This is a genomic window from Flavitalea antarctica (assembly GCF_054461535.1).
On sequence record NZ_JBTLQG010000001.1, the window covers coordinates 546,179 to 561,811 of the forward strand.

Sequence of the window (15,633 nt, forward strand, 5' to 3'; positions counted from 1 at the left end):
GCATGCCTGATGATAGAAGACCGTTACTGAACCTTAATATTTTTGGACGATGGCTGATTCCTGGCTTCATCCTTTTTGGGTAACACAAGTTTCAGTACTCCGTCTTCATACGTAGCTTCGATCTTGTCCTGTTTTACATTATCAGGCAGACCAAAACTTCGGTTAAAGGACGAATAGTTATACTCTTTACGTGTATAGCGGCCATCCTTTTCGTCTTTGCTTTCCTCCTTTTCACAGCTTATAGTAAGCATATTGCCGTCTAGCTTCACTTGAAAATCCTCCTTCTTTAATCCCGGGGCTGCAAGCGAAAGCTTGTAATTGTCGTCCTCTTCGATCACGTTTACTGCAGGCATGGAGAATGATCCCCAGTCCTCTCTGTTGTTGAACCACCCGTTCCATGGTTTAAAGAAATCATCGAACAGCATGGGGAGTTCAACATTTTTGGTAAGTCCTCTGGTAGACATAAAAACCTCCTTTTTAAAAAGTTTGAAAATATGTTTGTGGAAGATACGATCCGCAGAAAGGGTTCAGAAGGAGTATGATCAACCAGTTAAATGATATTGATCATTTGTAGTCTGGCTTTTTTTATGTCTGATAATGGCTTTGTAACCCTCAAACCACAACACGCCAATTATAGCAACTCCAAAAGACAAAATGATATCTTTTAATTCAATGATCGAAAAGCCAAAGACCTGACGTATTGCCGGAACCAGCTGGGTGAGCACAAGTAAAAAAAGGGAGATTAATATGATCCATGGGGCCAGGTTATTCTTATACCGGAATGTCTTAAATATACTTTCATAAAAAGACCTGTTAGTGAATGTCAGCAGGATATTGCTTAGCACTAAAGCTGAGAAAACAACTGTGCGGGTTTCACTTAAAGACCGGTGATTGATCATAAACCAGTAATACAGGGACAGGATACTAATGGCTATAACAATCCCCTGGGTTATGCTGATAAACATCTCATTTTTCCGAAACAATTTTATATCTCCTGATTCCGGTCTGGTCTCCATGGCATTTTTGCCTATTGGTTCCCGCTCAAAAAATATCGAACAGGTAGGCCCCATGATCAGTTCCAGGAATATCACGTGAATAGGACCAAAAATATTTGGATATGCCCAACCCAATGATACCGGTATCGCTGCAACCAGGATGATTGGTATATGTATGGAGATAATATACCGGACGGCTTTCTTGATATTCTCAAATATCCTTCGTCCCTGACGTATGGCTTCAACAACTTTTCCCAGATCATCATCTGTAATTACAAGGTCCGCAGCCCGGCGGGCTATCTCGGTCCCTTTTTCTCCCATCGCAATTCCAATATCAGCGATCTTCAAAGCTGGTCCATCATTTACACCGTCTCCGATCATGGCCACAATATTGCCTGAGTTTTTCAAACCCTGGATTATTTTGACCTTTGCTTCGGGAAACATCCTTCCGAAAAGACTGATATCTTTAATCCTGGCCGTTAACTCTTCAGGCGTCATTTGCATCACCTCTTCACCTGTAAGGCAGGTTTCCGAAACGGGCATCCCGGTTTGTGCAGCAATGTTTCTCACCGTCGCCGGATAATCACCGCTAAGAATTTTTATATCAATTTTTGCTGCGGATATTTCCCTGAATACCCGATCGACATTTTCTTTTGGTGGATCGTATAACCCAAGGAGTCCTTCAAATTTCCAATTGAATGCTTCCTGGTTAACTGGCATTTCTGGTCCGTCATGAATAGCACTGGCGACTCCAATCACGCGGTAACCTTTTCCGGCCAGTTGTTTGACGTATTCATTGATTTTGACAATTGATTCGGAATCCATCGAACAGACCCGGGAAATCTTTTCTATGGCACCTTTTGCCGCAACAACATGAGTATTTTTGTATTTGTAAACATGTGTCATCATCGGGGGCCGGCCAGTCAACGGATATTCATGAACAAATAACAGTTCAGGGTATATTAAACCGGCGACTTCATGATAACGCTCCACGATTGCTTTTTCCATCGGATCAAATGGGTTTCTCTCGCTGGCAAGCATGGCATAGTGTAATACCTGTCTGCCTGCAGACAGGTCGTTAGAAGCCAGATCTATCAAAAGATTATTTTCAAAATCATAGACAGTCGTTACTGTCATTTTATTCTCTGTGATCGTCCCCGTCTTGTCGAGACAAATAACATTAACTGAGCCAAGATTTTCAATTGTCCGAGGCTGCCTTGTGATGATTCCGATCTGAGCCATACGATAAGACCCAAGCGCCATAAATGAGGAAAATGCAACCGGGATCTCTTCCGGTATCGCTGCCATCGCGAGCGTAAGCCCGAGCAGCAGGCTTTCAACCAGCAGGCCTGTTTTCGCATAATTAAGTATCCAGATAATCAGAAATGCAATAACACCAAAAACGGTTAGTCGCAAAACCATTACCCGGATCTGCAGCTCAAGTGCAGATTTACTTTCACTTGTCGCTGAGACCTGTTGTCCGATTTTTCCCAGGCTGGTTCGATTGCCTATGGAGGAGACGGTAGCATAAGCTTTGCCGGAGTTTACGGTACTGCCCTGGAATACCCTGTTATATGGAACTTCGGCATATTTATCAACTGGCAAAGATTCACCGGTTATGATCGATTCATTAACAGAGAAGTCATTCGATTGAATAACTAAGGCATCTGCAGGCACATTATTTCCCTCTTCAAGTACCAGGAGATCTCCGGGAACAATATCGATAGTCGGGATCATGATCTCCTTTCCATCCCTGATTAGTTTTGCTTTTGGCTCCTTGAATTTTTCCAGTGCAGACAGGGCGGCGGTGCTGCGGGTTACCTGGTACAGCGAGATCACTGAAACAAAAGTCATGGCAATTAACATCATCAACGCCTCGTTCCAACGGCTGAGAAATATGTATAATAAGCAAGTACAGATGAGGAGGATGAACATAGGTTCCCTCACCACATCTAATATCGCCCTTTGAAATTTACCCGCATCGCTGGAAATGAAGCTGTTTTTTCCATAACGCTCCTGTAATCCGGGTATTTCGGATGTGTTCAATCCTTTGAATCCAGGTATATGTATGTCGGATAACTGCATTATATCTTAATATCACAAAGGCTTGGTGGCGGGCCCCTGCCAAATATATCCTACCGGGAATCATGAGCGGGTGACCTTTATTAGGTTGCCGGATGACCCTCATCAGTAACGTTTCACAAAACCCCGGAGATACCCATCAGGATCAGCAAGGTAAAACTATCGTCAATAAGGCATTTAAGGTAAGTGCCGGGTTATCTCAAGATGTTGCTATGAAACTTCGAAGTAGAAATTTTTCGATCCGCTCCACCAGGAAAACGAGACTCGCTGTTTTTTGTTTAACTTAGTTATCCATCCCCTGATCTTTATGGACACCACCAACGCAACTATACTGATCCCTGATATTAGCGGTTTCACCAAATTTATGACCACAACTGAATTAAGTCATGGATCACAGGCTATTAACATGTTGATTGATGCTATTATCGCACCGATCGGCAATGAATACGAAATAGCCGAGATTGAAGGTGATGCAGTGTTGATGATCAGAAAAGGACCAGCCCCTTTGAAAAAGGAGATTCTCGACACCTGCGTGAAGATCTTGAATTCTTTCCATGCGCAGCGCGAGTGGATACAGAAACATAGCGTTTGCCCCTGCGGAGCCTGCCTTTGTATCGGGCAACTAAACGTTAAGTTTATTGTTCATCACGGTCCTGTCGCCGAAATAAAAGTCGGACGTTTCGTAAAACATTCGGGCACTGATGTGATAGTGGCTCACCGTTTATTGAAAAATGGAATAGATAATCATGAATACCTGCTGATAACAGAAAAACTTTTGCAACAGGTCCCCGATGCAGCCGATGAGCACGGTATGGAATGGGTCAGGTCGTCTGAACATTACAGCTCCCTGGGGGAAGTTGGATTTCATTTTACCGAACTGAATGCGATCAGGCAGAAAAACCCCGGACTGAGTAGCCCGAATTCTTATCGAAAAGACAATACAGCATATACACAGTCGCGCATTGGCGCAAACTTCCGGGATGTCTATATGGTGATGATGAACATACCGGGGCGTTCGGAATGGATGCCGGGTCTGAAAAAAGTGGAACAGGCCGCACCCGGCGTATATGTCGGAAGTATTCACCAGTGCTCATTTGATAATCACGAAAGTGTAATTTCACCTCTTAACATGACATTGACTGAAGAGGGGATCTTGTATGCAGAAAGTTGTCTCATACCGGGTATGGCTGTCTCCCTCATACATGAATTTTACTTTGAAAAGGTTGATGATGATACTTGTAACTTCTTGTATCGTTCAATGAATGCAGACGATACACCGGTCGTAGACAACATCAAAACTGCAGTCTCCTTATACATGGAAACGCTAAGTGCAGCGCTGAAGACTTATTGTGAAGGGATGCAAGGTTCCTTTTTTGATCCCGCTTTCCAAAAGTCCTGAGCCGTAAACCAGCTTTCCCTTCATTCTACTTCATTATATCACTACTTATCCAAGAACTGCCCCCTGCCAGAACGAGTTAATCATGTGAACTCATCCTTACCGTTTTAATGCAGCTACCTTATATCTTTGACAGATGACCGATGATTCTATTTTGAATAATGTTGCCAGGCATATCAACCTTGATTCAGAAGAAAAGAGCTTTTTCTTGTCTCTGCTTAAGAGTAAAAACATAGCAAAAAAGACCTATGTTTTGAAAGAGGGCCAAATCTGTAAACATATATATTTTGTTCACAGCGGGACGCTCAGAGCGTTTCATGTTGATAAGCAAAGTAAGGAATCAACCATGATGTTTGCGATAGCAGATTGGTGGATTACCGATATGTATTGCTTTTTGAATGAAAAGCCTGCAATGGTCAATATAGAAGCCATCGAAGACAGCTGCCTGTATCAATTGAGCAAGGTGGACCTGGAATTGCTCTATCTCAAGGTCCCGAAGTTTGAAAGGTTTTTCAGGATACTTATGCAAAATGCCTATACACGCGAACAGTTGAGAGTAATTGAAAACCTGTCTTTATCTTCAGAACAAAGGTATGAGAGCTTCCTGCTGAAGTATCCGCATATCGCAAATGCTATTACACAAAAACAGATTGCCTCCTATCTCGGCATCACGCCTGAATTTTTGAGCGCTATCAGGAAAAACAAATCAAAAAAAGAACGTTCTTAAGATACCTTAAGTTTTATTTATAAATAAGTATCGTCCTTTGTTGAAATTTATCTTTACATATGATTATCCTTATTGCAGGACCGTACAGAAGCGGCACTAACGACGACCCGACCCTAATGCGACAAAATTTAGATCACCTTGAATCGGCCGCGTTGCCCCTGTTCAGAAAAGGTCATATTCCGATGATCGGCGAATGGGTTGCCCTGCCACTGATCAGGCTTGCGGGCTCGAAGAAACCCGGTGATGAAGCCTGGGAAGAAATTCAATATCCGGTTGCTCATAGGCTTCTGGAAAAGTGTGATGCAATACTCCGCCTACCAGGAGCATCCAAAGGAGCAGATGAAGATGTAAGAGTAGCAACAGAACGCGGGTTGAAGATCTATTATAGTTTAGAAGAGGTACCCGATGCGGCGTCATAAAATTCTACATACTTAGATGATGTAAGATAATCCATTGGATTTAGATCAGTAGGTGGAACCGAAGCCGTGTTAAACCCTTTACCTGCATTGATACGATATATTTTGTCAACGATATTGCGCGGCAGGTGCAGGGCCTGGAAGTTCCCTTCAACTTCAGGCGCCTCCATAGTTTCATCAGATGTAAAAAATTTCCAGTGATTCATCCAGGTACTATTGCAGCGCCTGGTAAAATCTTCCTTGTTGCTTTTGTCATCGATTACTAAATCAGTAGCATAGATCAACCTGTCCTGGTATTTCTCAAAAAAGCCGATTACTTTTTCGCGATCAGACTTTGCCTGGTACTGCAAATGTGAAATTCTTGCCGCCATATCTACCAGCATATTTGGGAAACTGTCCAACCTGGCGGCCAAAGCATCGACGCTCCATTCCAGGCTTCCCAGGTGAGCACCGACAAATTTAAGATCCGGGTGCTTTCTTAATACATTATCACGTGCGGTTAACTGGTCGTCATAGGAAGGAAATTCAGGATGCAGGTACATATGATATTGCGGGTTTCTACTGAAATAATTCCTATCATTTTTCACCGTCATCTGATCCAGTGGAAGCCAGCAGTTTTTGGGTTCACCGATATGGCCGACCAATGTTTTATGTTGTGATTCGATAAAATCAAAAATGGTATCAAAACGTGGATGGTCGATCATAATGAACCGTCCGGCGCTGTCTTTTAATTGCATACCGATGTTTTTCCATACTTTAACCGCTATCGCGCCATTTTTGAATGAGCTGTCAAGGTAATCCAAAGCCCGTTTTTGCCAACCCGGTTTGTCAAATCCTTCCATATCAAAACTGGTGGCATAAGCCAATCTTTCTGGAAAATTCCGCAGATGTTGTACGGCAAATTCCTGTTGATCCGGCAAAGACGGGTACCCGGGTGCGACAACGTTAAGACTAACCAGGCGAAAGTTATTTTGCCGGGCCAGGTTGATTAATAAGGTATCGAAAGTGTTGATGTGAACGTGTGCATCAAGCTTATCGACTTTATAAAAATCGGCGATAGTATAAAACGCGTTTTGACTTTCATTCTGTCCCGATCCATTACATGAAGAAACGATACCGGCAAAAAACAAATAAGATAGCCTCCTTAAAAAATTTATCCGCATAGACTTTGGTTTATGGTGCAATGTCATGTAGCATCACAGGTTCAAAATGGATAACCCAGCGCAAAATTCCAGATGAAGTTGTCCCTTCGCCAGGCGGGATCGCCAGGCTTGAAGGCGTTGAAAGTCCAGCGTTGCCCTTCATCAAGCCATGGTTTATAAAATGGAATGGCAAGGTCCAGGCGGATGACAATGATACTGGCGTCTACCCTGATCCCCACCCCGGCGTCCACCGCGATCTGCTTATAAAAATCCCGCGTGAGCTGTCCTGCCGATTTATAGAGCACGGTATCTTTCATCCATATGTTACCTGCATCAACAAATACTGCGCCCTTTAATCGACCGCCAAGTGAAGTGCGCAGTTCAGTATTTAATTCCAGTTTGTAATCCCCGCCAATCTGCGGAAAAGAACTTTGCTGTATCTCCGTGGGCTGTGCACTACCCGGGCCGAGTCGTCGCGGAAGAAACCCGCGAAGGCTGTTGGCACCACCAATGATAAACTGCCGAGAAAAAGGCAGGAATGGGGAATTGCCATACGGGTAACCGGCACCGATAAAAAACCGGTTGGCCAGGGTCAGATCTTTTTTCAACTTATAATAATACCGGAAATCAAGGGCAGCTTTTACAAATTGAGCAAAATAAGCGTCCGCGACCTTGGTGGAAAAATATCCGTTGTTCCCTTTGACGAACCCGAGAATATTGCCTGCCAGGTCAATGCCGGTATGCAGAAATGTAGAATGTCTTTTGGCAGAACTCTTTGTAACGATATATTGAAATCCAAATGACGGGATAATGAAAGTCGGCAGGGCATACTGTAAAGTAGTATCAATCTTTTGCAACGCATCAAACGTGTTCGTAAAGTTTGCAGTGTTCGTGATGGTAAGACTTAATGGAGTTAGCCGGAATTCCCTGTTGGCGGAATCACGCCAGCTTAATTCATATCGGGCATTGAAATATTTTTCAGTGTAAAGGCCCTGGTGCCGCACCCAGTCGAAGCTCAACGGGAAACTTGTTCTTGGAAAAAACGCAGATTTGCGGCCTACCGTAAATGGAGCCAGGAACCTTGGTATATTCAGTGTAGCCTCTAAACCAATACGCCAGTTGTTATTATCCTGGAGCGAATCATTTGGAGTTAACTCGAATGATCCTGTGGCTTTGATAACGAGACTTTCCGCGCGTTTAAAAAGATTCTTATTAGCCCACTGAACACTTAACTGACCGCCGGTATAATTGTTACTCCTTGTAAAACCACCAATCTCAGTCTGTAGCTTGCGTTTCTGGTAAGGCGCCATGAAGTAATTGACATTTAACAGATCGGAGCTATCTGTTACCCTGGAAAATTCAGGCTTTACAAAGCGGAAAGCGCCCAGACTGTTCAAGCGGGTCTGTGTTTTATTCTGGTCGTTTATCGAGTAGATATTTCCTTTACGAAAAGTAATTGATCGTGAAAAAACATCACGCTTAAACTTATCATTTGCATCATAAATGTAAATGCCGTCCTGTTGGGGAAGCGTTTGTACGACCTGGTCAGGCAAGGGATCAAAGGTGGTAAAAGGGGTTTGTACAACAATACTGTTAATGGTGAACGGGATCTTTGCGCTCGCAGCTACTGGTTCGTTCAATGCAAGATAAACAGCAGCGGATTGGTTGTTTTGATTAGTATCTATATATGCCAGCAAATGCGCCGCTTCAAAATAATAGTACCCTTTACCTTTCAATAACTTCGCTAAACGCTCCTTTTCTGCTTTAAGTTTTTGTTCATCATATTGTTCACCGGTTTTGAGTAACGAGTTTCCGAGCGGTAACTCAAGGAGATGTGTAGTTAACCGGCTGCTATCGAGGCGCCAGGCAATCGGCCCAAAATAGTATGGAGATGTTACTGAAGCATGGTAATGTAGCCTGATCTCGTTTTTCTTAAATGAGCTGTCAACCTCCACCCTACTATTAAAGTAGCCTTCGCTTTCCAAAAGCGTTTCCATGTTTTTGGCGTTGAGTAACGGATTCAGATCTGCGGTCAATACCGGCGGATCGCCGAGAGCATTGCGTAGCCAGGTTTTGAAACCTTTACCTTTTTTGGATGGCCCGATTTTATACCACCACCAGACTTTATATGGCTGATCAAAAATCTGCTTGTTTCGTTTGGGCCTTGCGAGCGAAGCTAACTTGCTTTTCAAAGCCTTTTCGCTGGTTTTAACTTCCGGCTCTTTCTTGATTTTTATCGAAGCACCGTCATAAAGTTTTTCGCCTGGCGGAAGGTAGCGGGATACACCACAGGATGTAAAGCCTGTCAGCAGGCAAACCCAGGCCATATGGATAAGTGTTCGACTCATCTCTTCTCATCGGTCAGATTTTTCCTGCGCTTCACAATCTCCCGGAACTTTTCATAAGAAACCTCTATCGTGAAATTGACACCGATTTCAGTAAAATATCCCTGCACAACAGCATCGTACTCATTTTTCTGGTAGCCTTTTAACTGAAACCTGCCATCCTTTGACAACTTATAAGTGCTGGTGATATCAGGAATATACTGAGAGCCGCTTTTGGCGGGAATAGATGAATTGCCTACCGGGAAGTTTTCTTCTATCCTGATTATCAAACGATCTTCCATAAGCCCTTTTGACACTGCAACACCAAGGTCGGTTTTTGATATAGGATCATCGTCGGTTTTATATGTTTTCATATTCACATCAACGTCCACTCCTTTTATCATTTGATCAGCCGCCTGGTTCATGGCCTCCGTTAAAAAGCTGCTCACCCCTTCTTTTAAGGCATTACTGGCATTCAGGTTGCTGCTTTCAAGTGCATTGTATCCGGATGTTACAGCAAAGCGTTTGGTCAGTAGCAAAGAAAACACCTGTTTGTTCATTTCAGCGGCATCGGTACGCAATCTATCCAGTGCATGTTCAACATCGGATTTAACCGAACTCTTCAGTACTCCTTTGCCTGGCCTGAGTTGTATGTCGAATAAGAGTGCCGGCCTGGAAACCGGACCCTTCATGGATAATATGACACCAAAGGGAACCCGTTGTGAGTAAGCGGGGTCATCGCTATCCTTGTCATTTAACAGACCTTTCGGACTGGCTTCAACTATGTATTCCGATGTTATATCTGCATCTGCCAGGGAAGGGTCTCCGCTGAACGAAATGGAACTTCCCTTTACCAACATAAATTTTCCCCGAAGCAAAAGGTTATTTATTTTGTAGTAACCTGACTGCAGGTTGTACAATCCTTCAATTCCAACCTTTCCATTGTCAAGTAAACCCGCCTGTAACCGCGCATCACCGCTCACTGATAACTCGTCATCTGTTGAAGGATCGAGGACAATATTGAATTGGGCATCCTTATCCACCTTCAAATCCAGGTCAAAGTCAAGGCCACGCCTCTGCTTCGTTTTGGTATTACCCGAGTCAACTGCCAAAGCTGTCATTTCGGTTGTGGCCGAACTAATCGTATCAATGTCCACGAACCTGATACCATCCGTACGGGTTTTCCTCACTTTGCTATTGTTTCCTGAAATCAAATGAATCTGACTATGATGCCGGAGATGAGCATCACCCACAATCGTCGGTGCATCAACAGCCCCCTTCACAGATAGGTTCGCATCAATTATTCCCCGCCCGTACAAAGAAACGTCCGGATTTTGAACCGCGTTCAGGAGCATAAAGTTTTTCGCATCAATAGCCAGGTCCACTGGTTTCTCTCCTGCAGCAAACAAGCCAACCTTTCCACTTATGTTTAATTTATTTCCACCCGAGTCGGTGATCGAAAATGGCTGTAGTTGTAAACCGGAATCATTGATCAGCAATTTCTGTTCATCTATCCGGTAAAGCGTATTTAAAGCAAGTAATTTGAATCTGGTAGAGTCGAGTTCAATCACGCCCTGGTATTTTGGAGCGGTCAGGGACCCCGACACCTGCAGATCTGCCGCAATCTTTCCTGACAGGTCCGCAAAAAGATCTTTAGTAAAGCCCTGAACAACTTCCAGGTTGAACTTTTTGAGATGCGATCTAAGGTAGATACCATCATCTTTTAGATGCAGTCCGCCATTAACGTCCAGCTCGTTTGCACCCGACAAGCGACCATTAAAAAATAAGCTGTCCCCGGTTGTCGATGAATGAAATAGAAAATCGCCAAGTGGTGAGTCAAACAGGGCAAGATTCGTTGCTTTGATATCCCCTGTAATCACGGGTATTTTTTCAATGGGTTGCCTGATGCTGAAATTGGCGTTGATCGTTCCCGAGGCTCCAATCGTTTCTCCGGGAGCAAGAAGTGCCATCATATCGCGAAGCTCGAAGCTGTCTACGCGAATTTCAATTGGAGATGTGAATTGTTGTTCTTTGGTGTTTATCACTATTTTTTGCGGACGGCTTTCCAATTCCATGTCATTTATAATAACGCCGTCCTTCCCGAGGCGGATTTTATTGGTCGGCGATACCTTCCAATGGTTGCGATTGAAGGTCAGGTCATCCTGCAATTGGATGACGGTTTCGTTCAGTTGTCTTTGTACTTTCAGATCAGCCGCATATAATTTTCCCCCGGTACTGTCGGTAACCTGCCCCTTCACCGTCAACAACCCTTTTTGAATTTGCCCTGTTATAGCTGATTCCGTCAGCTCGCCCTTGCCAATCACCTGTTGACTGCCTGTTAGTACGAACTGCAAAACGGAGTCTTCCTGTTTGGCATTGATCTTCCAGTCGCGGAGGTCGATATTGGCGTATGACACTGCAGGAGCGCTTAGTTTGATATCAAGACCAGAGTCATCCCCGCCGCAAGCATACCTTGCATTCAATGATAATGGCTCGCTCAACGTAAGCCAGGGCAAAACAGTGTTTAATAGAGTGTCCGGCTTAATGATTACATCAAGTGATGTCTGGTATTTTGCAGGATTGAGGCTCACTTCGCTGGCCGCAATGGTATCATTCAACGGATGAAGCACACTCCAGACGGAAAGAAGTTGTGACGACAATGAGTCAAGCGGGTAGTTGCCTGTCAACTCAGCCTCCATAAATGGTGCCAGGACATTTACCATCATGGTATCACTATCTGCATAACCCCGTAAGGAAAAGCTTTCTGTTGATATTTGTCTTCCCTTTATGAAGACGGTATTGCTGTCTGACCCGAGATAAGCCTTAATTTCATTGGGCCTGTCGAAGCTTGCCTCAACAGCGATGTTGCCGGCATATTGAAAGCTATCAGCTAAAATTCCCATGCTAAAAAGATCAGCATTCTTAACCCTGATTTTACCACGGACAGAGTAGCCCGGATCAATACTACCATCCAGGTCAATTTCGGTGTTAAGATTAGGATCATCGATATCCGAACGGACCGTAAAGAGCGCTTTATCCAAGCCGATCCACAAGTTGATGTTTTCAAAGGGATAATTATTGAGAACTGCTGAAGCCAGTTGCAGTTGGGCTGTAGCTATCATTTTTTTTGGCTCTATCCCCTTGCCATTTACTAAAACATTACCTGTTATCTTTCCGATTGACGAGTCCAGCCCGATCCATTTTCCGGTTTCAAAGTCCCGGGCATACAAGTCCAATTCATAACCCAGGTACTGAGGATCCTTAATGTTTGTTACAACACCATTAACCTGGAGTTGCCCATATTCGCTGTTTAGTTTCAGATCTGCGATTATTTGTTGAGAAGCTAATTTTGCTGTACCTGAGATTAACAATTCTTCCGGCAGCTGAATATTTTTGTCGTGCAGACTTTGTAAAAGAGATTTTGTAAGTAAATGTTTTCTTACTCTCAACTGGTGAAAATGAGCATCGATAGCTGCCGCGCCGTTGTTTATCTTCAATTCGGTATCACCGGTAAAATGTAGCTGACCGCCCGGGGTGGAGAGCGTTAGTCTTTCGGCCTTTACCCCAGATGAAGTTCCTGAAAAATGCCCGGTAAGCTTTATTTTGTCAGATGGTAAGAGCGAAACAGGCAACAGATTGTTTAGCTCCGGTTTGAAGAATAATAGATCGCGATATTCAACGGAGAGATCATCGATCCGGAATGAAGAAGCATTGGCAAACGACTTATCCGGTGACAATGGCCAGCTTAGGTCCCCATCAATGTTAAGATTGGATTGATTGAAGGCAATCGTAAGATCCTGGAGTTTTAAAAGGCTGTCGGAAACCCGGGCTTTGCCACTTAGTTTTTTTAAGTTCAATTGATTATTATAGAGCAGTGATACTGAATGGATATCCAAACCCACGCCCGAAGAATCAAAAGTGTTGTTAGTCGTGTATAAGTGGATGTTTTGCAAATTTACATGTTTAAGGTCCAGGCCACTTTGTTTTGGACTCACCTCGTCCTGGTAAACAAATGAATTGTCAGATAAGCTGATAGCCTGGACTGCAAATTTCCATGTATTGTTATCGCTACTTCCCGGGGATCCCTCATGAGGGTTTGTTACCTGTTTTTGTGAAAGCATTCGGTCCCTGAGGTAAACCGAGCTACCGCTTAACGCGAGGTTATCAGCATTAATTTCCCTTTGTGCCACGTTGAATAGCAACTGGCGAAGTCTCAGGTTGTCGACACGTAACGAATACTCAGTGTTAAAGCGTGGTCTTTTGTATGAGAAAACAACATTCCGCAGTTCTAATCTCCTCAATGCCGCCAGAAAAGGAGCAGGATCACGGTTGGCAGCATCCGCTTTGTCAATCGATACTAAAGCAGAGGAATCTACGATCGCGACTTCGGTATTTTGGAGGATGAAATCATCAAAATTGAATTCATTGTTTTCGGGACTCAAAGCCGCCGGCAAAACCGTCAGTTCGTCGATGAAGGCGTTGAAGTAAAATTTATCTCTTTCGTCCCGGTAACTTAAACGTACCTTATTTAATCTGAGATCATTTACTGAAAAATACATCTGGCTACGTTCAGGTGGGGATGGCGCCTTGCGGGAAGAGGGTGCAAATGCGTCTATAATAAACTGGAAATTGAACGAGCGCTCACTTTGTTCCCGCTCACAATAAATATTGATATCTTCCAGAATTACAGATGTTACCTCTACCTTGTTCGACAGTAGCTTCAATAAGTTAATCCCAACATACATACGACCGGCGTTAAGCACGGTATCACTTTTTCTATCCAGCACGGCCACCTTTTCCAGTGCAATCCAGTAAGGCAGCCGATAATCAACATTTCCGATCACAACCTCTGTGTTCCACTTATCCCGGAGGAAATTCCGGAGTTGCTTCTGTACAATTGATCGGCCAGCATCCGTATGCAAAAACAATACGACACCAATCAATAAAATGATAATGATGCTGACAAAAATTAACCCTCTTCTTATCCAGCGCCGTAACATGATTGAATAGCCAATGTTGCAACTAAAGTTACCGATTTTTAACCCCGGGCGGCTGATGGGCCATAATAATCATCCATTTAACTGTTAATCACAGACTAAACGTTTGACGGGCACGACCTACGTTTCCCTGTATCTCTTTTTTCTCCGGAAATACCGGGAGTGGTGTCAAATTGCCGGATGAATTGACTATATTAATAGTCCTGAAACTGCATTTTAACCCTCAAACCAACCGCAGTGGAAAAAACATATAAGAACATCAGCGCTTTATTTGTGCTGATCTTAGTCGGAATTCTCTGGGGATTTCACAGGTCCTACACCGTAGAATTTCCAGACTTTAAATCATTCCAGATGACCCATCATATACATGGTGGGTTGATGATGTCCTGGTTATTCATGCTGATCGCGCAGCCCATTTTTATTGCGACGGGAAGAATAAAGACGCACCGGATGATAGGCAAGCTTGCTTATATCATAGGGCCATTGATCACAATTTACTTATTCCTTATAGCACAGCTTGGATACCATCGGGGAGCGGAAAATCCTGAATTCGCCAGGGCCGTTATGGTTCTCGATCTCAGGGGACTCTTCTTTTTCACGCTGCTTTATGTACTGGCTCTTTCTTACAGAAAAACCACGGCATATCATATGCGGTTCATGATAGGGACCGGACTGCTGATGATCGGACCCGGCTTTGGAAGAGCATTGATAAGCAGCTTTGGCGTGTCGCTTTGGGACGCGATCACTTACACGGATACTGCAGCAATAGTAATAACAATTGCGTTATTAATTTATGATATCGTGAAAAAAAATCCGGTGGCCCCCTATACGATAGTGTTAATTGTCCTGGTGATTGAAAAACTGTTATGGTATTACAGGATGTCGGGGCCATGGCAAATATTCGCAGGTAAGTTTGCAGAACTCTTTTTTTGATCCTGGGCAGAATCATACGCATTCTGTCAACACAAAACTGCCACCTGGACAAGCAAAAAAAGTAGCAGCAGCCAAATCAGCCATTGCGTAGCTCAGCACGACATCTTCCGGTTGAATGAAAATTCGAAAGTCTTAATTACCCACCCAGGTGCTTACCAAAAGATTTAGTCGGTATTGCTGTAAGTCAGAAAAAATTAAGACTGCATTATATTGACATCAAGCGTTTTAAAGTGAGATAGCTGAATCAAATAACCGTTTCTTCGGATTTTACGGTGAGCATGGCCGTAGATTTACTTTGCAAACCACTTACAAGGTGTGTAGCTTTATCCCCACTCTTAATGCTAATATGAAAAGACAATACAGTTCATTCCCCAAATTACTTTCAAGCTCCGGCAATGCCCGTGGACTTGTATGGGGATCATTTTTTCCGATAGAACGACATGTTGATCACCCGTGCAGGAATGTGACTAACGCGCGAACAAACCAGGCGACGAAACACCGATCAATTTATAATTAAACAAAATGCACGATCTGTTTATAGTCGATAAGGCTATTGGTTACAATTTTTGAGTTAACACTCTTACGAACAGCATGTAGTCAGTTCGGAAGGGTGTCAGCAAT

The 15,633-nt window shown here is 43.7% G+C and carries 9 protein-coding genes; 4 read left to right on the forward strand and 5 right to left on the reverse strand.

The features are described from left to right. Positions 1-23: 23 nt before the first annotated feature. Positions 24-464 carry an Hsp20/alpha crystallin family protein gene (locus ACX0G7_RS01860; protein ID WP_458921706.1) on the reverse strand — a complete coding sequence of 147 codons (441 nt, stop codon included), beginning with the start codon at positions 462-464 and terminating at the stop codon, positions 24-26. A 78-nt stretch (positions 465-542) separates the two neighbouring features. Beyond that, positions 543-3,080 carry a cation-translocating P-type ATPase gene (locus ACX0G7_RS01865; protein WP_458921707.1) on the reverse strand — a complete coding sequence of 846 codons (2,538 nt, stop codon included), beginning with the start codon at positions 3,078-3,080 and terminating at the stop codon, positions 543-545. Between the two features lie 271 nt (positions 3,081-3,351). Here ACX0G7_RS01865 and ACX0G7_RS01870 point away from each other — a divergent pair, with 271 nt between their 5' ends. The 3 genes from ACX0G7_RS01870 (at position 3,352) to ACX0G7_RS01880 (ending at position 5,619) form a co-directional block, all read left to right on the forward strand. Next, positions 3,352-4,476, forward strand: a complete 1,125-nt coding sequence (locus ACX0G7_RS01870) for a DUF2652 domain-containing protein (RefSeq protein ID WP_458921708.1) — start codon at positions 3,352-3,354, stop codon at positions 4,474-4,476. A gap of 133 nt (positions 4,477-4,609) precedes the next feature. Next, positions 4,610-5,200: a Crp/Fnr family transcriptional regulator gene (locus ACX0G7_RS01875; protein ID WP_458921709.1), complete on the forward strand. Its 591-nt coding sequence runs from the start codon at positions 4,610-4,612 to the stop codon at positions 5,198-5,200. A gap of 116 nt (positions 5,201-5,316) precedes the next feature. Beyond that, positions 5,317-5,619 carry a hypothetical protein gene (locus ACX0G7_RS01880; RefSeq protein WP_458921710.1) on the forward strand — a complete coding sequence of 101 codons (303 nt, stop codon included), beginning with the start codon at positions 5,317-5,319 and terminating at the stop codon, positions 5,617-5,619. On the opposite strand, the gene ACX0G7_RS01885 is transcribed toward ACX0G7_RS01880, so the two are convergent. The 3 genes from ACX0G7_RS01885 to ACX0G7_RS01895 are packed head-to-tail and all read right to left on the reverse strand — an operon-like array spanning position 5,583 to position 14,082. After that, positions 5,583-6,779, reverse strand: a complete 1,197-nt coding sequence (locus tag ACX0G7_RS01885; RefSeq protein ID WP_458921711.1) for an amidohydrolase family protein — start codon at positions 6,777-6,779, stop codon at positions 5,583-5,585. The two genes, ACX0G7_RS01880 and ACX0G7_RS01885, sit on opposite strands and share 37 nt — an antisense overlap. A 41-nt stretch (positions 6,780-6,820) precedes the next feature. Further along, on the reverse strand, positions 6,821-9,106 hold the full coding sequence (gene tamL / locus ACX0G7_RS01890; RefSeq protein WP_458921712.1) for a translocation and assembly module lipoprotein TamL: 2,286 nt from the start codon (positions 9,104-9,106) through the stop codon (positions 6,821-6,823). Continuing rightward, positions 9,103-14,082, reverse strand: coding sequence for a translocation/assembly module TamB domain-containing protein (locus tag ACX0G7_RS01895; protein ID WP_458921713.1), 4,980 nt, complete (start codon positions 14,080-14,082; stop codon positions 9,103-9,105). Before ACX0G7_RS01895 ends, tamL begins: the two co-directional genes overlap by 4 nt. Positions 14,083-14,316: 234 nt before the next feature. On the opposite strand from ACX0G7_RS01895, the gene ACX0G7_RS01900 reads away from it, so the two are divergent. Further along, on the forward strand, positions 14,317-15,012 hold the full coding sequence (locus tag ACX0G7_RS01900; RefSeq protein WP_458921714.1) for a hypothetical protein: 696 nt from the start codon (positions 14,317-14,319) through the stop codon (positions 15,010-15,012). The last annotated feature ends 621 nt before the right edge of the window (positions 15,013-15,633 follow it).